The organism is Microbispora sp. KK1-11 (assembly GCF_006874435.1).
Classification (GTDB): domain Bacteria; phylum Actinomycetota; class Actinomycetes; order Streptosporangiales; family Streptosporangiaceae; genus Microbispora; species Microbispora catharanthi.
Genome location: NZ_VIRJ01000012.1, coordinates 171145 through 191842, shown reverse-complemented (window position 1 = coordinate 191842; position 20698 = coordinate 171145). Strand labels below are relative to the sequence as shown.

At 72.1% G+C, this 20698-nt stretch carries 14 protein-coding genes; 6 read left to right on the top strand and 8 right to left on the bottom strand.

The window, feature by feature from the left end; genetic code table 11:
• Window positions 1–87: 87 nt before the first annotated feature.
• The 3 genes from FLW16_RS19380 to FLW16_RS19370 form a co-directional block, all read right to left on the bottom strand.
• Entirely contained in the window at window positions 88–1779 is a 1692-nt protein-coding gene (locus FLW16_RS19380; RefSeq protein ID WP_142561496.1) for an RNA polymerase sigma factor, read from the bottom strand.
• A 218-nt stretch (window positions 1780–1997) separates the two neighbouring features.
• Window positions 1998–4079: a SpoIIE family protein phosphatase gene (locus FLW16_RS19375; protein WP_142561495.1), complete on the bottom strand. Its 2082-nt coding sequence runs from the start codon at window positions 4077–4079 to the stop codon at window positions 1998–2000.
• Between the two features lie 177 nt (window positions 4080–4256).
• A complete protein-coding gene (locus FLW16_RS19370; RefSeq protein ID WP_142561494.1) occupies window positions 4257–4823 on the bottom strand; it encodes an HhH-GPD-type base excision DNA repair protein in 567 nt (188 codons plus the stop codon).
• Window positions 4824–4987: 164 nt separating this feature from the next.
• Between FLW16_RS19370 and FLW16_RS19365 the strand changes: the two genes are divergently transcribed.
• Together FLW16_RS19365 and FLW16_RS19360 are read left to right on the top strand one after the other, a co-directional pair.
• Window positions 4988–5179 (top strand): hypothetical protein, encoded by a 192-nt coding sequence (locus FLW16_RS19365; RefSeq protein ID WP_142561493.1) that lies wholly within the window; start codon window positions 4988–4990, stop codon window positions 5177–5179.
• 225 nt (window positions 5180–5404) lie between these two features.
• The gene (locus tag FLW16_RS19360; protein WP_142561546.1) at window positions 5405–6907 is read left to right on the top strand and encodes a hypothetical protein; all 1503 of its coding nucleotides are present in this window, start codon (window positions 5405–5407) and stop codon (window positions 6905–6907) included.
• 116 nt (window positions 6908–7023) lie between these two features.
• Here the strand turns inward: FLW16_RS19360 and FLW16_RS19355 are convergent, their stop codons facing one another.
• The 3 genes from FLW16_RS19355 to FLW16_RS19345 form a co-directional block, all read right to left on the bottom strand.
• Entirely contained in the window at window positions 7024–8727 is a 1704-nt protein-coding gene (locus FLW16_RS19355) for an ABC transporter family substrate-binding protein (protein ID WP_142561492.1), read from the bottom strand.
• A gap of 100 nt (window positions 8728–8827) precedes the next feature.
• The gene (locus FLW16_RS19350) at window positions 8828–11176 is read right to left on the bottom strand and encodes an AAA family ATPase (RefSeq protein WP_142561491.1); all 2349 of its coding nucleotides are present in this window, start codon (window positions 11174–11176) and stop codon (window positions 8828–8830) included.
• A gap of 125 nt (window positions 11177–11301) precedes the next feature.
• Complete coding sequence (locus FLW16_RS19345) at window positions 11302–13188, bottom strand: hypothetical protein (protein ID WP_260615390.1); 1887 nt, start codon at window positions 13186–13188, stop codon at window positions 11302–11304.
• Window positions 13189–13408: 220 nt separating this feature from the next.
• On the opposite strand from FLW16_RS19345, the gene FLW16_RS19340 reads away from it, so the two are divergent.
• Together FLW16_RS19340 and FLW16_RS19335 are read left to right on the top strand one after the other, a co-directional pair.
• Entirely contained in the window at window positions 13409–14998 is a 1590-nt protein-coding gene (locus FLW16_RS19340; protein ID WP_142561490.1) for an MFS transporter, read from the top strand.
• Between the two features lie 75 nt (window positions 14999–15073).
• A complete protein-coding gene (locus FLW16_RS19335) occupies window positions 15074–15847 on the top strand; it encodes a DoxX family protein (protein WP_142561489.1) in 774 nt (257 codons plus the stop codon).
• A gap of 56 nt (window positions 15848–15903) precedes the next feature.
• On the opposite strand, the gene FLW16_RS19330 is transcribed toward FLW16_RS19335, so the two are convergent.
• Entirely contained in the window at window positions 15904–16842 is a 939-nt protein-coding gene (locus tag FLW16_RS19330) for a DMT family transporter (protein ID WP_142561488.1), read from the bottom strand.
• Window positions 16843–16925: 83 nt separating this feature from the next.
• Window positions 16926–18320 (bottom strand): cell wall metabolism sensor histidine kinase WalK, encoded by a 1395-nt coding sequence (locus FLW16_RS19325; RefSeq protein WP_260615389.1) that lies wholly within the window; start codon window positions 18318–18320, stop codon window positions 16926–16928.
• Window positions 18321–18500: 180 nt separating this feature from the next.
• On the opposite strand from FLW16_RS19325, the gene FLW16_RS19320 reads away from it, so the two are divergent.
• Together FLW16_RS19320 and FLW16_RS19315 are read left to right on the top strand one after the other, a co-directional pair.
• Window positions 18501–19526: an isopenicillin N synthase family oxygenase gene (locus FLW16_RS19320; protein WP_142561487.1), complete on the top strand. Its 1026-nt coding sequence runs from the start codon at window positions 18501–18503 to the stop codon at window positions 19524–19526.
• A 34-nt stretch (window positions 19527–19560) separates the two neighbouring features.
• The gene (locus tag FLW16_RS19315; protein ID WP_142561486.1) at window positions 19561–20691 is read left to right on the top strand and encodes a low temperature requirement protein A; all 1131 of its coding nucleotides are present in this window, start codon (window positions 19561–19563) and stop codon (window positions 20689–20691) included.
• Window positions 20692–20698: the final 7 nt, after the last annotated feature.

Genomic DNA, 20698 nt, shown 5'->3' with positions numbered 1-20698 from the left:
CCGTGGCGCTACCACGAGGTTACGTCGCTGTAAACGCGTCGTCCCCTCGGCCGTGGTGCGTGGCCGGGGGGACGATCGACTCGTACGTCAGTCCAGGTAGTCGCGCAGCACCTGCGAACGGGAGGGGTGGCGCAGCTTCGACATGGTCTTGGACTCGATCTGGCGGATCCGCTCGCGGGTCACGCCGTAGACCTTCCCGATCTCGTCGAGGGTCTTCGGCTGCCCGTCGGTGAGGCCGAACCGCATCGACACCACGCCCGCCTCCCGCTCCGACAGCGTGTCGAGAACGGAGTGCAGCTGCTCCTGCAGCAGCGTGAAGCTGACGGCGTCGGCAGGGACGATGGCCTCGGAGTCCTCGATGAGGTCGCCGAACTCGCTGTCGCCCTCCTCACCCAGCGGAGTGTGCAGGGAGATCGGCTCGCGGCCGTACTTCTGCACCTCGATGACCTTCTCAGGGGTCATGTCGAGCTCGCGGGCGAGCTCCTCCGGCGTGGGCTCGCGGCCGAGGTCCTGCAGCATCTGCCGCTGGACGCGGGCCAGCTTGTTGATCACCTCGACCATGTGGACCGGGATGCGGATGGTCCGCGCCTGGTCGGCCATGGCCCGGGTGATCGCCTGCCGGATCCACCAGGTGGCGTACGTGGAGAACTTGTAGCCCTTGGTGTAGTCGAACTTCTCGACCGCACGGATCAGGCCCAGGTTGCCCTCCTGGATCAGGTCCAGGAACAGCATGCCGCGGCCGGTGTACCGCTTGGCCAGCGAGACCACGAGGCGGAGGTTGGCCTCCAGCAGGTGGTTCTTGGCGCGGTGGCCGTCCTCGGCGATCCACTCCAGCTCGGCGCGGACGTCGACGGGCAGGCCGTCGGCCTCCTGGGCGAGCTGCTCCTCGGCGAACAGGCCGGCCTCGATCCGCTTGGCGAGCTCGACCTCCTGCTCGGCGTTGAGGAGCGGCACCTTGCCGATCTGCTTGAGGTAGTCCTTCACCGGGTCGGCGGTGGCGCCGGCCGCCGCCACCTGGGCGACGGGCGCGTCGTCATCGTCGTCGGTGAGGATCAGCACCTCGTCCTCGGACTGGGCGAGCGCCTCGGCCTTGGGCTCGTCGCCCTCGGCCTCTCCCTCGGTCTCGGTGTCGGAGTCGTCGGTCTCCACCTCGGCGTCGATCTCGACGTCCTCGACCTCGATGTCGAAGTCCTCGATGTCGACGTCACCTTCGAGGTCGATGTCCTCGTCGTCCTCGGCGATGTCGGCGGACTTCGGCTTGGTGTCGGCCTTGGCCGCCTTGACCTCGGGACCCGTGGCAGGGGCCTCCGGCTTGGCGGGTGCGGCCTTCTTCGGCGGAGCGGGCTTGGCCGGAGCCTTGGCGGCGGCCGGCTTGGCGGCGGGCGGCCCGGGCTTGGCCGGGGCGGGCTTCTTCGGCGCCGGCTTGGCGGCCGGCGCGGAGTCGGTCACCACGGCGGTCACGGTCTCCGGCTGCGACTCCTTGGCCGCCGCGGATTTGGTGGTCTTCTTGACGGGCGCGGTGGTGCGGCGCTTGGCTTGACCTCGAGAACGCTTGGGAGCCGCGGAGTCGGCGGCCGTCACCACGACGGTCACACCCTCCTTGCTGAGGCTGCGCAGGAATCCAGCGGCTTGCGACATCGGGATGTCCGCTTCCTCGAAGGCCTTGCGGACATCCTCGGACTCGAGGAAACCCTGCGAGCGCCCACGCTCGAGGAGCTGCTGAATCACTGGCTCGTTCAGCTCCGACGGCTTCGAGCGAGTCGAACTTGCAGGCGACACGAACACCTCTCGAACGAACGCATGGCGAGAATGGACCCAGGTGCTTCTTCTTTTCCGGTGGTGAGGTCGCGCAGACCGCGACATGCCATTGTGGCACGCCACGGTACGTGATACGGCCGCGTCCCGCCGGTTGCTCCTCCACCCTAGGCCGACCGAGACACTAGTGCGTACGGAAGGAGGTCACTGATACCCGAAAGCAACCGTTATGACTGTTTCATTCAGTCACTCTTCGTGGCCGGTGGAACGTGGACCGCGAGTACCGTTACGTCATCATCCTGTTCATACCCGGACAGCATGTGGTCCACCAGGAAATCGAGCAGCATATTCGGGCTGCTCAGGACCTCCGGGGGCGCTTCGGCCACGACGGACGAAAGCTCCCTGAGCCCGGCGTCCAGCCCGCGCTTGCGGTTCTCCACCAGACCGTCCGAGTACAGAACGGCGGTGTGACCCGGCGGCACGCAGAACCGGAACTGCTTGCGGCTCGTGGCCCAGCCGAGCGGAGTGCCCGGCTCGGTCTCGTGCAGCAGGCCGACGCCCTGCGGCGAGACCAGCAGCGGCGGCGGGTGACCGGCCAGGGCCAGCGTGCCCTCCCCGGTCCCGGGCTCGACGACCATGTACGCCAGGGTCGTGACCTGCTCCTCCTCCTCGGTCGCCTCGAAGACGCGGTCGAGCCCCGTCAGCACCGCGGCCGGGGGCGGGTTGGTCAGCGCCAGCGCGCGCATGGCGTTGCGGATCCGGCCCATGCCGGCGGCCGCCTTGACGCCCTTGCCCATGACGTCGCCCACCACGGCCGCCACCCGGCCGTCCTGCAGGACGAACGCGTCGTACCAGTCGCCGCCCACCTGCACGTGACGCGAGCCGGAGCGGAAGCGGTAGGCGAGGGTCAGGCCCCGCACCACCGGCAGGCGTTCGGGCAGCAGGCTGCGCTGCAGCGTCTCGGCCGTCTTGTGCTCGCGCTCGAACAGCGTGGCCCGCTCGACCGCGAGGGCGCACTGTCCGGCCAGCGCCTCCAGGAAGACGCCGTCCTCCTGCGAGATCTTCTGGGTCCGGGTGAACGAGAACCGCAGCGCGCCGAGCGCCCGCCCGGCCGCCAGCAGCGGCAGGCCCACCCAGGCCCGCTCGTCCGTCTCCGCGAGGAAGCCGGAGATCTGCGCCTCGTCGGCGCCGGCGTCCACGAGCTGGGCGCGCAGGCTGTCGGGCGACTCGGCGAAGACCGGGCGGCGGCTGTTCACCGCCATCGTCATCACATTGGGCTGCGCGAGGTCGATCTCCTCGCCCCGGGTGTCCGGGGTGCCGCCGCTGCTGATCAGCTTCAGCGTCGCACGGTCGAGGTCGAGCAGGGCCACGGACGAGTGGTCGGCGGCGAGGGCCGTACGGCCGACGTCGATGATGACCTGCACCACCTGCTCGACGGTGAGCGCCTCGGCGAGCTGGGCGGTCGCGCCCTGGAGGCGGGCGGTGCGCAGCGCGGCGGCGCCGAGCTGGTCGGTGAGGCGGCCGCGCATCTCCTCGGCCTCGCGCTGCGGCGTGACGTCGGTGTTCGCCCCGACCCACTCCACCACGCGGCCGTGCCTGATGATGGGCACGGCCCGGACCTCGAAGTGCCGGTAGCCGCTGGCCCGGGTGCGCACCCGGTAGCTCCACTCGAACATCGTCCGGCCGCGCAGCGCCTCACGCCACGCCTCCTCGGTGCCGGGACGGTCGTCGGGATGCACCGCGTCCAGCCAGCCGTGCGCGAGGTACTCCTCCAGGCCCTGGCCGGTGATGGCCCGCCACTGGGGCGCGTCCTCGGCCACCGAGCCGCTGGGCGAGCTGATCCACACGAGCTGCTGCTGCGACTCCACCAGCGAGCGGTAGCGTTCCTCGCTGCGCTCCAGCACCTCCTCGTTCAGCTGCCGCTCGGTCACGTCCACCCCGAACAGCGCGGTCCCGACGACGCCGTCGTCGTCGCGCATCGGGAAGAAGGACACCGTCCAGTGGCGGCTGTCGCCGTTCCCGGCGCGGGTCCTGATCCGCTGGTCGGTGACCGGCAGCCCCTCGTCGGCGATCCGGCGCAGCGCCGCCTCGATCAGGGTGGTCAGGTCGGCCGGCAGCAGCTCGGCCGGTTGGCGGTCAAGATGCAACTCGACAGGATGGCCGGTCAGCTCGGTAAAGGTGGAGTTGACCCGGACGAAACGCCCATCCGGGTTAAAAAACGCGAAGGCAAACGGTGCCTCCGACATCAGGCCTCTGAAGAGGTCGGAGTCTGATATGTCCAAACCGGGCTCCCGGGGCCGGGGCACGGAGGTTTCGGCGCTCATGGTCGGCACCTCCGTCGCGTGCCAGCGTCTCCCACGAGGCACATCTCCATAACTGTGATTGGTAGCGCAGATCTGCCCTACATCATGGGCGATCGGCATGCGCGGACGGAAGCCCCGCCCGCCATGCGGTCAACGCATCCTGTCAAAAGACCGGCGTCTCGCGCAGGAGGATCCGGCCTACTTCTTGGCCGCCCGCTTCGCTTCCTGCTTGGTCGCGCGGACCAGTTGCAGGCTCTCGGCGTCCACGACGTCGGCCACCGACCGGTGCACCCCCTCCTCGCCGTACGGCCCGGCCGCCTCACGCCAGCCGTCCGGGCGCACAGCGCACTGCTTGCCCAGCAGAGCCAGGAAGATCTGGGCCTTCTGCCGGCCGAATCCGGGGAGGGCCAGCAGCCGGCGCAGCAGCTCGGCGCCGTCGCGGACATCCTCCCATACCTTCTCGGCCGAGCCATCGTAGTGCTCGACAAGATAGGTCGCGAGCGCCTGGACGCGGGCCGCCATCGCCTTCGGATAGCGGTGGACGGCGGGCGCCGCCGCGAGCAGGGCCGCGAACTGCTCAGGATCATAGGAGGCGATCTCACGCGCGTCCAGGTCGCGGCCGAGCCGGTCCGCGATCGTGCGGGGCCCCGCGAATGCCCGCTCGAGCGGCACCTGTTGGTCGAGCAGCATGCCGATGAGCAGTGCGAGGGGGCTGCGGCCGAGCAGCTCGTCGGCCTCGGAATCCTGGGCGAGCCGGATGCGCATGGGTTCAGCTTCCCACGCGGCGGCCCGCGAAGGGTTGACACCGCCGGGGAAAGAGGTGAAATAAGGGGCGGCAGGTCCCCATTCAGCGAGGAATGCAGTCCATGCCCGTACTCGCAACACGAATCAGTGGCGGCCCATCACCGGAGCCGAAGCTTCGTGAACCGGTGGAACTCGTGACCCACCGGCTGGCCGCGGAATTCCTGACCGTCCCTCTGTCCGCAGTCGCCCGCTGCGTCGCCGACGCCTGGGCCTGCGGCGAGCATCTGGGGCTCGACGTCACCCCGGAGATCGTCGAGCGGGTAGCCCGGGAGCGCCTCCTGGGTATGGTGAACTCGGCGCCGCCTTCCCGGAGGTGAGGCGCCGTACGGCGGTCGCGCGGCGGCCGCCCCTGCCCGCACCCGTACGGCGGGGAAGGCTGGAGCGGCAGATAACGGGGAAGTCACCGGGCCGTGTTCCTGATGCCCTTCGCGGCGGGAATGCGAGAAGGTGGTCACCGTGAGCGAGCGGAGCGAGATCTCGTGAGTCGCCGGCGCCGACGTGACCCCCGGGAGACCCGGCCGCCGGACGACGTGTTCGCGGAGATGCTGCTGGCGGCCAGGGAGCTGCTCGCCGTGCGCAGCCCGCTCGACGCCGAGCTCATGGTCTCCGACATGCTGGGCGCGTGGTGGGGCAGGCGGCTGCGCGGCGGCGACGTCGAGCAGATCCTCGGCGAGGGCCTGGTGGACTACGCGGCCAAGGCCGGCACGCCGGCCGCGCTCACCCTGCTCATCTCCGTCGCCTACCTCGGCACCGCCCGCCAGGCGGCGAAGGCGGAGGGCGCGGCGCTCGCGCTGATGGAGTCGGACGTCGCCCGGCCCCGCTGGGCCGACCGCGTCGGCGCCGTCAAGCCGACCGGCTGCTACGTCTCGCGGGACGTGTACGGCGACCAGGACACCGTGGTGTGCACGTTCGCCTACAACGGCGAGGACAGGCACGCGCTGGTCGTGGTCGTCGACTACAACATGGGCGGCATGGCCCGTGACGCCTGGGTGTCGTCACAGGTCGACAAGCTGCTGGAGCAGGCCAGGCTGGAGGCCGCGGGCAACGCGCTGCTGCGGTTCGAGGAGCTGGAGCCGCAGCAGGCGCGGGCGCTGCTCGAATTCGCGATGAAGGCGGCCCGGGCCGCCGCGCACGGCCGCACGGGCCCGAAGCTGGTGAGCGACAGCTACAGCGCCTACCACGCGTTCGCGCGGGCACGCGTCAAGGCGCTGCCGCCCGGGCGGATGCGGCCCGCCCCCGCGCACGCCGAGGCCCCCTATAGCCGCGACCGCCGGGCGATGCTGGCGGCCGAGTTCCTCGCCTCGGACGCGGCGGAGAACCTGTCGGACCCCTCGGCCGCCTCCCGGTGCGCCGACCACATCATCGACTACGGCTGCGACCAGGACTTCGGCCGTGCGATGCGGGTGAGCCCGACCAAGTGTGAGACGTTCCTGCTCGACTGGCTGCCGCGCAAGGTCCTGCTCACCCCGGCGGAGCAGGACGCGATGCCTCACGTGCTGTCGGCGTGGGTGCGCTTCGCCGGCCCCCGGATCGGGCTGCCCGACGAGGGCGTGCGGGCGACGCTCGACGCGGTCTGGGAGGCGACGGCCCGCTTCACCGAGGCCTACCGGGACCCGACCACCTTCGGTCTTGACCGCTCGCTCGTGGAACGGCTGCTGCCCGACGGCGACCTGTCCGCGCTGGCCCGCCGCGCGTTCGCGTTCCCCCTGCTGCAGGGCATGCGCGGCTCGACCAACCTCGACCTGCTGAACCCTGCGGACGAGGCCGACCGGCGCATCCTGCTGGAGATCGACCACGCCGACGAGCTCGGCCGTACGGACCTGGAGGAGCACCTCGCCTGGCACGAGGAGATCGCGGGCCGGCTGTGGGTCGGCGACCCGCCGCAGCTGTGGGAGGCCGCCCAGCGCCTGATCGACCTGGGGCACGACCGGCATGACGTGCTGCACGTCCTCATCGAGATCGCCGAGCGGATCGGCGACCATCCGGACGAGCTGGCCGCCGCGCTGGACGACATCGCCGACATCCCGGACGAACCTCCCACCTGACGCCGGGACCTCCGGCGGGGGTGACGGTGGAGTCGCTCACGTGACCGTCAGGGCCGCGGGCGGGCCCGCGGCGCCGGCCCGGACCGGCGCACCGGCGGCGGCTCGCCTGCGGCCGTTCAGGAGGCGTAGCCGATGTCCTCATACCTGAGGTCGAAGAACCCGTTGGCCCCGATGTTGGTCAGCGCGGACCGCACGGCCACGCCCTGCGGGCACTGGTAGAGCGGCAGCACGTTGACCTTCTTCCACACCAGCCGGTCGGCCTCGTTCAGCAGGCCGGGCACCTTGTCGAGGTCGAGCGTGCTGCCGGCGCGGTACATGGCCTCGTCGATCTGCTTGCTCCCGCTGCGCCCGAGGTTGGAGTACCACTCGATCTCGTCGCCCCGGCCGCCGCTCTCGCCGTCCGCGTAGATGTCGAAGGCGCTCGACACCGGGAACGGCGTGCTCGGGTAGGCGAAGGCGGTGATGTCGAAGTCGCCGGGGATGAGGTGCTTGCCGAAGAAGTCGTCGAAGGACACCTTGCGCACGTCGACCCGGATGCCCACGCGTTCGAGCATCTGCCGGGCGACGTCGGCCTCGACGCCGCTCATGACGATGCCGTCGGGGACGACGAAGCGCAGCGTGAGCGGTTTGCCGTTCTTCACGCGGGTCTTGCCCGACAGCTTCCAGCCCGCCTGGTCGAGCAGCCGCCCGGCCCGCTTCGGGTCGTACGCGCCGATCCCCCCGGCGTTGGCGTGGTAGCCGTACTGGCTGTTCATGAGGAAGTGGTTGTCCAGCGTCACGGTCGGCCAGCCGAGGCCCTTGAGGTCCACCTGCATGAGACCGCGGCGGTCGAGCGCCGCCGCGACGGCCTCGCGCACCCGCGCGTCGGCCAGGACCGGGCTCTCCCCGTTGAGAGTGAGCTGCCGATACTGGGTGCCCGCGGCCTGCCGGATCACGGCGTCCCAGGCCTCCCTGACCCTCGCGTAGTCGTCGGGGGACGGACCGACCTCGAAGACGTCCACGTCTCCCCTGGTGAACGCGTGGACCATCTGGTCGGGACGCACGGTCCGGAACACGATGGTGTCCAGCTTGGCCCGGTTGCCCCACCAGGCGGGGTCGCGAGTGAGCGTGACCGTCCTGCCCTTGACGTCGAGGCGCTCCACGCGGAACGGCCCCGCCGTCACCGGGATGCGGTTGATCCAGTCGGCGTTGAACGCCGCCGCGGTCGCGTCGGTGGCGCTGGGATACAGCGGCGTGAACAGGGACTGCCACTCGTTGAAGGGCTGGGCGAGGGTGACCACCACCTCGCGGTCGCTCGCCCCTCTGGCCACGCTCTGGATGTTCTCGTACGCGATGGTCGAGTCGACCCGGTAGTCCCGGTCGCGGCCGCTCATGGCCTTCCACTGCGCGGCGAAGTCCGTCCAGGTGATCGGCCTGCCGTCCGACCACTTCGCCTTGGGGTTGATGGAGTAGGTGATGACCTGCCGGGGGGAGGTCGCGGTGATCCTGGCGTTGGTCACGTAGTCGGTGTCGAGGGTCAGCCGCCCCCGCTCGTCGGACCGGAACGTGCGGGGCATCAGCGCGTCCGTCACCGCCTTGACGGCGGTGCTGTCGCCGTCGACGTGGTTGCGGTTCCACTGCGCCGGGAAGTCGGTGAGCCCCCACCGGAGCGTGCCGCCGTCCTTGACCTTGTCGCGGGCCAGCGGGTTGATGTCGTACGCCTTGACCGGGGAGGGGGCGAGCCCGCTGTCCGGTTCACCCGGCCCCCGCTGCACGCCGCAGGCACCGGCGGCCCACAGAGCGGCCAGTGTGGCCAGGGCAACCGGCCATCGTGCTCTCACGTGCTTCTCCGATCCTCCAGCTACCATACGCAGTCGATTAGTAGCAGGAAGTGACGGCCTGCGGCCATCGGGACACGCGTCCGGGGGGTTTCCTACGACATCAGGACAACTCGTCTACCGCGCTGCGGACGTCCTCGCTGATGATCGTCGTCAGTTCGGCGGCGTTCGCCGATCCCTGCTCGGCGAGCCGGACGTCGCGCCGCAGCGCGGCCCGCTCGTACAGCGACCGCGCGAAGCGGCCGTTGCCCAGCCCGTCGATCAGCCTCTCGCGGCAGACCCAGTCGAAGACGTCGGCGAGGTCGCGGGCGGCGGAGGCGTCGAACCTGTCGCCGCTCCCGGCGGCCAGCAGCTGCGCGATCTCGGTCAGCTCCGACGGCCTGTAGGAGGGGAACGACACGCGCTGGTTGAACCGGGAGGCCAGGCCGGGGTTGGTCGCCAGGAACGCGTCCATCTCGCGCTCGTAGCCGGCCAGGATGATGACCAGGCGGTCGCGGTCGTCCTCGGCGCGCTTCAGCAGGGTCTGCACCGCCTCGGCCCCGAAGGCGTCGCCCCCCGAGTAGCCGGTGTTGACCAGGCTGTAGGCCTCGTCGATGAACAGCACCCCGCCGAGCGCCCGGTCGACCAGCTCGTTCGTCTTGATCGCGGTGGCGCCGAGGTGCTGGCCGACCAGGTCGGCCCGCGACGCCTCGACCACGTCGGGCCTGGCCAGCAGGCCCAGCGCGGAGAAGATCCGGCCGAGGATCCGCGCGACGGTCGTCTTGCCGGTGCCCGGAGGGCCGACGAACACGAAGTGCCGCATCTGCGACTGGACCGGCAGGCCCTGCTCCTGGCGCATCCTGGCCACCTTGAGCTGGGCGGTGATCGCGTGGACCTGCCGCTTGACCGGGTCGAGGCCGGCCATCCTGTCGAGGTCCGCGAGCGCCTCGTCCAGGGTCGGGGTGACCTGGTAGCCGCGGTATCGCGCGGTGATCTCGTTGAACGCCTTGGTCACGTCGTCGGCGGTGATGGTGACCAGGTCCTCGCCGCGCGGCGCCCCGCCCGCGCTCACCACGCGGACGTCGCGGGCCTGCGCCGCGGCCTCGGCGAGGCTGCGGGCGAAGCGGGCGTTGCCGAGGTCGTCGACGAGCCCGCGGCGCTCCACGTCCTCGAACAGCCGGCGCAGCACGGGACGGGCCTCGGAGGCGAGCCGGTCTCCCCGGCGCTGCTGCAGCGCCTCGGTGATCTCCAGCAGTTCCTGGGGGCTGTAGCTGGGGAAGCGCACCCGGGTGGCGAAGCGGCTCGACAGTCCCGGATTGGACGCGAGGAAGTCGTTCGTCTCCCGCTCGTAGCCGGCCAGGATGACGATGAGCCGGTCACGGTCGTCCTCGGCCCGCTTGAGCAGCGTCTGCACGGCCTCCGCGCCGAACCGGTCGGGCTGGCCGTCGCCCGAGTTGATGAGGCTGTACGCCTCGTCCACGAACAGGACGCCGCCGAGCGCGCGGTCGATCAGCTCGTTGGTCTTGATGGCCGTGGCCCCCAGGTACTCCCCCACGAGGTCGGCCCGCTGCGCCTCGACCACGAACGGCGTCTCCAGCAGCCCGAACGCGTAGAAGATCTTGGCAAGCGACCTGGCGACACTGGTCTTGCCTGTTCCGGGAGGGCCGACGAACACGAAGTGGCGCATCGGCCGCTCGTTGGCGTAACCCGCCTCCCTGCGCAGCCGGGCCGCCTCGATGGACGCGGCGATGGCGCGCACCTGTTCCTTGACCGGTTCGAGGCCGATCATGGACTCGAGCTCCGCGAGCGCCTGCTCGACCGTGATGGGCGGCGGAGCGCCGGTCTCGGCCGCGGCGGGCTGGTGGCCTCCCGCCCTGGCGCGCACCTGCACCTGGGTCTCCGCGCCCGCCGCCTCCCGCTCCGCCTGCGCGCGCACCTTGCGGGCCAGCACCAGGCGGTAGAGGAGCACCGCGGCGGCGACGCCGTACGCGCCCCACAGGGCGGCGGTCGGCGACAGCGGCGACAGCGACAGCGCGACGACCCCGGCGGGCGCGAGGGACATCAGCGTCGTCAGCCACGGCGGGACCCACCGGATCAGGTGGGCCGCGCCGCCGGTCAGCGCGCCCAGCAGCATCAGCAGGCCGGGCACGATCGACTGCCCGCCGAACACGCCCATGAACAGCGGCAGCAGCAGACCCCACCCGGCGAGCACGAGCACGGTCGCGGCGGCGCGCGGATAGCTGAGCGCCAGCGCGAGGAAGCACAACGCCAGGAACGTGTAGATGAACGTGGGCGCCAGCGACCAGTTGAGCGCCGCGGCCACTCCCATGGTGGCGACGAGCAGCACCACGAACAGCGCGCGTCGCGCGAATGGCGGAAGTTGGAAATAGCGGAAACGCACCTGTTCGAACAGATCACGTGCCGCAGTCCGGCTTAAGAGGCTCGCCGCCCGTGCCCTGTCGGAGTCCCGCATCGACGCCTCCCCGCTTCGACCCCGGTTATACCGCACGTGCGAACGGAATGGGTGGACCCATGCGGCGCGGTGGACGACGCACATCGCCGGAACGGGCCGCCCGTCCGAGTTGCGCGGTACGCGGGCTACCGGGTGCGGGCCTGGTGGCGTCCGGGGTACTCGCGCATCAGAACCCGCCGCGGCGTGACCCGTAGCACGTCGCCGTCCGGCACGGCGACGCCCCGTACCTCTGCCCAGAATCGCGGATCTCCCACGAAGAGCACCACGCGCGGGTCGCGCCGCACCGCGTCCCACGCCTCGTCGCCGGCGATGAGGCGGAACTCGCCCGCCGGGGTCACCGAGGTCACGGCGCTCACCGCGAGCGCGCGCGGGCCGTCCGCCCCGGTGCAGGCGAGGACCACGTTCCTGGAGTAGGCCGCGGCGTGCCGCACCTCCTCGCTGAGACCGGCCGAGGGGGTCAGGTCGCCGGGGATCCACGTGCCGCACGACTCGGACGGCACGAGCGAGGCGCGCCACGGGCCCGGCCCGCCGCGCCACCAGGCCCGTGTGGCGCGCACCGCGAACGCCGCCGCCCCGAGCGCCAGCGCGCCCCAGGCACAGCGCCACAGGCCCACGACGGCGGGGTCCGGTCCCGCGAGGGCCCGCGCCGCACCCGCGCCCGCGGCGCAGAGGGCGGCGACGGCCGGAGCGGCGAGCGCCGCGGCGAGCCACCGGTCGTGCGGCCGCGGCGCGCCCGTCGTCCGCACCCGCAGCAGCCCCGCGGGGACCGCCAGGCACGCGACGGCGGCGAGGGGCGCGCCGGTCGCGAAGGGCACCAGCATGAGCGCCGCGGCCGCCTGCCACGCGCGGGCCGCGACGATCCAATACGCGACGGCGATGTCGCGCGCCGCCGCCCGGTCGGCCGCCGCGGTCCTGTCCCGATCGGCGGCGCCCTGGCCGGGAGGCACGGGCAGCGCGGCGGCGAACCGCCTCAGCGCGGCGACCGGGCGTCCCCTCCACGTCTCGGCCAGGAGCCTGACGGCGAGCGCCGCGGCGGGGTTCAGGAGCACAAACCCGGTCGCCCCCGCCCAGACCTCGCCCACCTCCTGCAGCGACCCCGGCCTCGGCTCCGGCAGCGTGGCCAGCCCCGCCACGTACGCCGCCGGAGTGAGCAGCCCGAGCGCGACCGACATGCCGAGCCGCAGGTCGCGCCGGAGCATGCCGGGAACGTAGGCCCAGGCGCCCACGCGCGCGGCCTGCCGGACGCAGACCACGAGGACGGCCGCGAGCGCCAGCGCGCCGCCGATCCGCGCCTCTCCGTGCATGCCGGAGAGCTGCCGGTGCGTGCCGGGGAGGAGGTCAAGGCCGGGCAGCACGACGACCGCGCAGATCCCGGCCGTGGCGACGGCGAGGATCACGCGCACCTGCCGCGACCAGGCCTCCAGGGCGCGCCGCGCCCTGCCGGTGTCGCGCGGGTCGGCCTCCCATGCGGGGTCGTGGTGGTCGCGCGGCCGCTGCCAGCGCAGCAGCGTGAGGCCGAGGTTCACCCACGCCGCCGGGTGGTCCCGGCGCCTGCGCAGTGCCGCGCCGTACGCCCGGGCCGCCCCGTCGTGGTCGCCGCGCAGCAGCGCGAGGTCGCCGCAGAGCACGTGCGGGTCGGGCTCGTCGGGGGCGAACCGGACGGCGCGCCGGGCCTCCGCCCACGCCTCCCGCCACCGTCCGGGGATCCGCCGCAGCGCGCTCGCGAGCCGCAGCCGCGCCGCCCAGGAGCCGGGCGCGAGCCGTACGGCCTCCCGCGCCGCCGCGACCGCCTCGGTGTCGCGGCCGAGACGCTCCAGGGCCGCGCCGGCCAGGCGATGCCCCCATTCGTCCTGCGGATCGCAGCCGATCGCCTGGCGCGCCGCTTCCAGCGCCGCCTCCGGCTGGTCGTGCGACAGCCGGGCCACCGCGACGGCGCACCAGGCGCGGGGGTCGGCGCGGTCGAGCGGGGGCGGCACCGGGGACGTATCACATCCGTCGATATCGCTCCCCACGACCGCATGATCCGTTGCGTTCGGCCGCTTGCGTAGACGCGGGATATATACCTATGGCTCTCTAGAGAGGCGGATCGCTCCACTTGATCACCTGCGGTGATACGGATCCGGCGATTTGTTCCCGACATCACCGGAAGGGCTGAGAGATCCGCTTCCTATGGCCTAAGCTGCCACGCATGTTCCAGCGCGCCGGGATCTTGGGGCAGGAGCACTGCGGTCTATGATCATGGTTTCGGTCGAGTCCGCCACCGTCCGCGCCGCAGGTGCCCTGCGGGAGCACCGCGCGAGCCGGTGGTCGGTGCTCGTGCTCCTGTGTTTCAGCCTGCTCCTGATCGCGGTCGACGCGACCGTGCTGCACATCGCCGTCCCGGCGCTCACCGCGGCCCTGGAGCCGTCGTCCGTGCAGCTCCTGTGGATCATCGACAGCTACTCGCTGGTCGTCGCGCCGCTGCTGGTGACGTTCGGCACGCTGGGCGACAGGTATGGCAGGCGGCCCTTCGTGCTGGGCGGCTACGTGGTGTTCGGCCTGGCCTCGCTGTCGGCCGCGTTCGCCGCGACCCCGCTCGCGCTCATCGTCTCGCGGGCCTTCCTCGGCGTCGGCGGCGCGATGATCATGCCGGCGACGCTCTCGATCATCCGGCAGGTGTTCACCGACCGGCGCGAGCGGGCGATCGCGCTCGGCTTGTGGAGCGCCGTCGCCGCCGCGGGAGCGGCCGTCGGGCCGCTGATCGGCGGGGTCCTCGTCGAACACCTGTGGTGGGGCGCGGTCTTCCTCATCAACGTGCCGCTGCTGCTGGTCGCGTTGCCCCTCGCCGTACGGATCCTGCCGGCGTCGCCGCGGCGCGCCGACCATCCGTGGGACGCGCTGAGCGCGGCGCTGTCCACCCTGGGCATCCTGGCCGTCGCGTTCGGGCTGAAGGAGGCGGGGTCGGGGCACAGCCTGGGCCGCGGGCTCTCGCTGGCCGTGCTCCTGGCCGGCGTCGCGCTGCTCGTCTGGTTCGTGCGACGGCAGCGGCGGTTGCCGTTCCCCCTGCTCGACGTCGGGCTGTTCGCCCAGCGCGGCTTCGCGACCGGCGTCGGCTGCGTGTTGCTGGCCATCTTCGCGCTGGTCGGGCTTGAGCTGATGCTGGCGCAGTATCTCCAGCTCGTGCTGGGGCTGTCTCCCCTGGAGGCCGCCGTGCGGATGCTGCCGCTCATGGTCGCGGCCATCGCGGGCGGCCTGGCCGCCGCGCACGTGCTGGGGCGCGTCGGGCTGCGCGCGACGGTCGGCGGCGGCCTCGCCCTGACCGCGCTGTCCCTCACCCCGGTGCTGGCCTGGGGCACCGAGCAGCATCCGGTGATGCTGGCGGTCTGCTTCGTGGGGATCGGTTTCGGCGTCGAGGTCGCCCTGCTTGCGGCGTCGGACACGATCATGGCCACCGTGCCGGAGTCGCGGGCCGGCGGCGCCGCCGCGATCGAGGAGACGGCCTACGAGCTCGGGGCGGGCCTCGGCATCGCCGTCCTCGGGACGATCACCACGATCGTGTACGCCCCCTCCCTCGCGACCGTCCCGGGGATCCCGGCCGGGCTCATGGCGCAGGCGCGTGAGTCGCTGGCCGCGGCCGCGCACGTGGCCGACGAGACCGGCGCGACCGGAGCCGCGCTGCTGGACGCCGCCCGCGCGGCCTTCGTCACCGCCCTGCATTCCACCATCGTCGTCAGCGTGGCGCTGCTCGCGCTCACCGCGCTGGCCGTTGCCCTGCTGCTCCCCCGCCACGTTCCCACCCCCGCGAGCGCCGACGCCGAGGAGTCCGGCGGCGTACGGACCTGAGCCGGCCGGGCGCATGACGGCGGCCCAGGCGGGGAAGTGTCCGGGCAAGTCACCCCCCACCCAGAGTGAGAAGCCGTGAAGAGAACCCTGCACGACTTAGCCTCGCTGGCCGCCCGCATGGGCGTCGGCGGGATCTTCTTCGCCAACGGCTGGCAGAAGCTCGAAGCCGGCCTCAACGCCACCGCCGACCAGTTCACCGCGCTCCAGGCCCCGCTGCCCCGCGTGTGGGCGCCGGTCACGATGCTGACCGAGCTGGTGGGCGGCGCGCTGCTGATCGCGGGCCTCGCCGTGCCGGTCGTCGGGCTGCTGCTGTTCGCCGAGGCCCTCGCGGTGTTCGTGGTCACGGCCGGGGACAGCGGCCTGCCGCTCACCGGAGGCGACATCGAACTGATCGTGGCACTCGGGGCCGCCTCCGTGCTCCTGGCCGTCACCGGCGCGGGCCGGATCTCGGCCGACCACATGGTGGTCATCAAACGGCGCGAGGCCGAGGCGGCCGGGGAGTTCGCCGCCGACGCGGAGGCCGACGCGGTCATCGCGGCGCTGCGCCCGCCGCGGCCCGGCGAACCGGGCGCGGGCGAATCCCCGGCCCGGCCCGCCACGCCCGGGCCCGTTTCCGGCGAGCGGCAGCCCGCGTCCGCCCCCTCCACCGGCTCGCCCGGATCGCCGGAGCCGCCCCCGGCGGGTGGCGCGAGCGCGGGCCCCACCGCCGCGGGGACGGCCGCGGAGCGGCCCGGCGAGGAGGCTCCGGCCACGACGACGGTACGCAAGGCCACGCCCCGGCAGCGGCGTACGCGGCGGGAGGACGACACGACCGCGGAGAGCCGGGCCGAGGCGCCGCCGGCCCGCTGAGCCGGGAACCGTGCCGTGCGGGCCAGGTTATGCGGGCCAGGCCGTGCGGGCCAGGGTCAGGCCGCGGCGTCGGTCTCGGCGGGGACGGCGGGCGCCGTCGGAGCGGTGCGCCCGGCGCGGCGCCGGGGGATCATCCCCTGGATCACGGCGATGCCCAGCAGCACCACCAGCGCTCCGGTGGGCTGGTTCCAGGTCAGGTGCTCGCCGAGGAAGACCACGCCGGAGGCGGCGGCGAACACCGGGATCAGGTAGGTCACGGCCGAGCCGGTCGTCACCCCGACCTGCCGCTGAATCCCGTACAGCAGCAGGTAGGCGATGCCGGTGCCGAACGCGCCGAGCGCGACGATGCTGCCCCAGACCGTGAGCGGGGCGTCGAACTCGACCAGGCTCACCCCGGCGAGCGGCGTGATCACGGCGAGTTCGGCCGTACCGGCGACCAGTTGCGCGGCCGCCAGCACGATGGGCTCCTCCCCGCGCGGGGTGATGAACCTGCCCATGTACGCCCCGCCGACGCCGTAGCAGGCGGCAGCGCCGAAGCAGGCCAGGCTGCCGACGGCCTCGCCGCCGGAGATCGGCTGCCACACGCCCAGCACCACCATGACCCCGGCGAAGCCGAGGCCGAGCCCGGTCACCCTGGTGGCCGTCACCTTCTCGCTGCGCAGCAGCAGCGCGAACAGCAGCGTGCACAGCGGCGTCGTGGCGTTCCAGATCGCCGCGAGGACCGAGGAGACGTGCTGCTCGCCGTACCCGAAGAGGGTGAACGGCACCGTGGTCAGCACGATCGAGGCGACCGCGAAGTGGCCCCACAGGCGGGGGTCGCGGGGCAGCCGCCGGCCGGTCGCGAGCACGGCGACGAGCAGGGTCAGCGCGCCGACGGCCATCCGGCCGAAGGAGATCTGGAGCGGATGGAGACTCCCGAGCGCCACCTTGATGAAGAAGAAGCTGTTTCCCCAGATGAGCGCCAACAGGATGAAAGACGGGAGCCACCGTCGCATACGCGTATTCCCTCCGCTTTGTGCCGGTAAGGAGCGTAGTGCGGTGTGGCGCCTTAGCGGGAGCGGTTTTCCGACCGCGGAGGTCAGGGTTCCCGGGAGAGCGGCAGGCGCAGAAGGAAGCGCGCGCCGAACGGGCTGTCGATGATCGTCAGGGTGCCGCCGTGACTCTCGGCGATCTGCCGGGCGATGGGCAGGCCCAGGCCCGGGCCCCCGATGTTCCTGCTGCGGGCCGTGTCGAGCCGGGTGAATCGCTGGAAGACGAGCTCCCGCTGGTCACGCGCGATCCCCGCGCCGTCGTCGAGCACTTCGAGCACGGCCAGACCGGAACGGAACCGGGGGTCGCCGTCGGGCGGGTCCTCGCGCCGCACCTCCAGCCGTACGGTGGTGGCGGCGTGCCTCTCGGCGTTGTCGAGCAGGTTGGTGACCAGGCGGCCCAGCCGGATGCGGTCCCCCCGGACGACCACACCGGGAGCCAGTTGCGAGACGACCTTCCTGACCGGACGGCGGGCGTCCAGTTCCGCGGCCACGAGCCGGCCGAGGTCCAGCGGCTCGCGCTCGCAGGGCGCACCCACGTCGAGACGGGCGAGCGTCAGCAGGTCGGAGGCGATCGCCTGGAGCCGTTCGAGGCTCTTCAGCACGGCGGGCCCGATCTCCCGCAGGTCGGACTCCTGCGGGGCGAGCAGCGCGTCCTCCACCTGCGTGCGGATCGCGGTGATGGGGCTGCGCAGCTCGTGGGACGCGTCGGAGGTGAAGCGCCGTTGCTGTTCGAGTATCTCCTCCAGCCGGTCCAGCGTGTAGTTGACGCTCTGCGCGAGGTCGTGGATCTCCCCCTTGGCCTCGGGGACCGGCACCCGCCGCCCGAGGTCCGAGGCGTTGATCTCGTCGAGCTCGGCCCTGATGGCTCGCACCGGCAACAGCGCCCGCTTCACGCTGCGCCGGGCGCCGTACGCGACGGCGGCCGTGACGAGCGCCGATCCCACGGCCAGACCGGCCACCAGGGCCGCCGGCGCATCGATCGCCTGGATCGGCGCGGCGCTGTAGACGGTCCATTCTCCGCCCTCGTTGTAGACCTGCTGCGCGACCACGATGTGACACCGGTCCCTGTCCAAGACGCCGCCACAGACCTCCCGCGTGGCCTTGCGGAGCGGCGCCTGGGGACGGAAGGTCGCCATGGCCGGCTTTCCGGCCATGGCCGGTGTCGCCGAGCGCACCCTGCCCTGCGGGTCCACCACCTGGACGGGCCGGTCTCGCCCGTCGGGGGGCAGCACGCTCCCCGCCTGTCCGTGGTCCACGAGGTAGGCGACCCGGCCACCGGCCGACGTCACCTCCCGCAGAAGGTTCTCCCGGGCCACCACGTGCAGGGACCACACCAGGACGACCGAGAACGCGGTGCACAGCAGGGCGACCACCGTGCCGGTGAACAGCGCGATGCGACTCCTGACCGACCAACGATCCCCGAAACCCACGTGATCGCCCACTCACGACGTGGTCCTACTGACCGTGCGTAAGAAATCTACTCTTCAGGGCGTTATTAACCGGTAACGAGACAAACTGGCCGAGATGGTCCTGTTGGGGTGAAATGCCGACACGCGCAACACGACCGGCAAGCAGGTAAAGGAGCCTTCCGGACGGCCCTCCCGGATGGTGGGATATGGGGTATGAACGTCGCCGCCGGACCACTGCCGGTAATCGACGTGGCCGCCCTCACCGGCCCCGGAGCAGGCCACGGAGCAGGCCACGTGCGCGCCGAGGTCGCGCGCCAGATCGAGGCCGCCTGTCTGGACAGCGGTTTCTTCTACATCAGCGGCCACGGGGTGCCCGAGTCTTTGATCGCGGAGCTGAGGGACGCCGCGGCGCGCTTCTTCCGGTTGCCCGAGGAGCACAAGTCGCGCATCTCCATGGACCGGGGCGGGCGGGCCTGGCGCGGGTATTTCCCCGTGGGCGGCGAGCTCACCTCCGGCCGGCCCGACCTCAAGGAGGGCGTCTATTTCGGCGCCGAGCTCGGCCACGACGATCCCCGGCCGCTGCACGGGCGCAACCTCTTCCCCGAGGAGGTGCCCGAACTGCGCCCGGCCGTGCTGACGTACATGGACGCCCTCACCCACGTGGGACAGGCGGTCATGCGGGGCGTGGCGCTGAGCCTGGGACTCGACGAGGACTACTTCGCCGCCGGCTACACGGCCACGCCGACGATCCTGTTCCGGATCTTCCACTATCCGGCCCCACCGCACGCCGAGCCGGACGAGTGGGGGGTCGGCGAGCACACCGACTACGGCCTGCTGACCCTGCTGCTCCAGGACGACAATCCCGGTCTCCAGGTGCACACCGCCCGCGGCTGGATCGAGGCGCCGCCCATCCCCGGCACGCTGGTCTGCAACATCGGCGACATGCTCGACAAGCTGACGGGCGGCCTGTATCGGTCGACCCCGCACCGCGTGCGCAACGCCACGGGCCGCAGCAGGCTGTCCTTCCCCTTCTTCTTCGACCCGGGCTGGGACTGCGAGGTGCCGCCGCTGCCCTCCCTGCCCGCCCGCGAGGGGGGCCGCGCCCGCTGGGACGGCCTGGACCTGCGGGCCTTCACCGGCACGTACGGCGACTATCTGACCGCGAAGGTCGCGAAGGTGTTCCCGGGGCTCGGCGACCGGGTGCTGCCGCCGATCTCCGGAGCACGTGAAAACGTGTAATCAAGAAAGCAGCGCAACCGGCACAATATCCGCCATGCTTCTCCCCCGCTGGTTCGCCGAGCGCGTCGAACCGACCGCTCCGGACGCCGAGCTGCGCGTCTCCACGATCGAGCTCTTCTTCGACCTCGTCTTCGTCTTCACGATCACGCAGCTCACGTCGCTGCTGGTCGGCGATTTCACCCGGCAGGACGGAGAGGGGTTCGCCGGCCAGGGCACCGTGCAGGCCATCCTGATCTTCGGTCTGCTCTGGTGGATGTACTCCGGCTACGCCTGGCTCACCAACACCGTGCCGCCGGAGCGCGCGGCCCGGCGGGTGCTGATCCTCTGCGGCATGGCCGGATTCCTGATCATGGCCCTGGCCATCCCGCGCACGTTCTCGGGCAGCGGCGTGGCGTTCGCCGTCGGCTACCTCGTCATCGTGCTCGTCCACGGCGGGCTCTACCTGCAGGCGACGGCCGCGATCGCGCGGGTCGTGCCGTTCAACCTGGCCGCGACCGCGCTCGTCTTCGCCGCCGCCTTCGCAGGCCCGCCGTGGAACTACGTGCTGTGGACGGCGGCCCTCGTGCTCATCTGGATGAGCCCGATCTTCATCGGGCAGAAGGGCTTCCCCCTGCACCCGGCGCACATCGTCGAGCGGCACGGCCTGCTGGTGATCATCGTGCTGGGCGAGTCGATCGTGGCGATCGGCATCGGGGCGACCGACGGCCACCCCGGGGCGGCGCTGATCGTCGCGGCCCTGCTGGGCCTCGCCCTCACCGCGTCGCTGTGGTGGGTGTACTTCGGACGCGGCGAGAGCGGGCCCGAGCACGCGCTGATGCGGGCCGACGTCGTCCGGCGGACGCGGCTCATCCTGGGCGCCTACTTCTACGCCCACATCCCGATCCTGCTCGGGGTCGTCGCGACGGCGGCCGGGATCAAGAAGGCCGTCGGCCACGACCATCTCGGCCTCGGCCCCGCCGTCGCGCTCGCAGGGGGAACCGCGCTGTTCCTGCTCGGCGACCTGTGGTTCCGCCGGGTGCTCGGGCCGGGACGGAGCGCCGTGCGGGTCGCCGCGGCGCTGCTGGCCGCGGCGACCGTTCCGATCGGCCTGTGGTCGTCGGCCGCCCACCTCGGGGCGCTGGTCGTCCTGCTGATCACGATGATCTGCGCGGAAACCGTCCCGTAGGGGCGGG

Excerpts from the sequence above, each read along its gene's own strand:
- FLW16_RS19375 (WP_142561495.1), bottom strand. The coding sequence starts at position 4,079 with ATGAGCGCCGAAACCTCCGTGCCCCGGCCCCGGGAGCCCGGTTTGGAC.
- FLW16_RS19370 (WP_142561494.1), bottom strand. The coding sequence starts at position 4,823 with ATGCGCATCCGGCTCGCCCAGGATTCCGAGGCCGACGAGCTGCTCGGC.
- FLW16_RS19360 (WP_142561546.1), top strand. The coding sequence starts at position 5,405 with ATGCTGCTGGCGGCCAGGGAGCTGCTCGCCGTGCGCAGCCCGCTCGAC.
- FLW16_RS19350 (WP_142561491.1), bottom strand. The coding sequence starts at position 11,176 with ATGCGGGACTCCGACAGGGCACGGGCGGCGAGCCTCTTAAGCCGGACT.
- FLW16_RS19340 (WP_142561490.1), top strand. The coding sequence starts at position 13,409 with ATGATCATGGTTTCGGTCGAGTCCGCCACCGTCCGCGCCGCAGGTGCC.
- FLW16_RS19330 (WP_142561488.1), bottom strand. The coding sequence starts at position 16,842 with ATGCGACGGTGGCTCCCGTCTTTCATCCTGTTGGCGCTCATCTGGGGA.
- FLW16_RS19320 (WP_142561487.1), top strand. The coding sequence starts at position 18,501 with ATGAACGTCGCCGCCGGACCACTGCCGGTAATCGACGTGGCCGCCCTC.
- FLW16_RS19315 (WP_142561486.1), top strand. The coding sequence starts at position 19,561 with ATGCTTCTCCCCCGCTGGTTCGCCGAGCGCGTCGAACCGACCGCTCCG.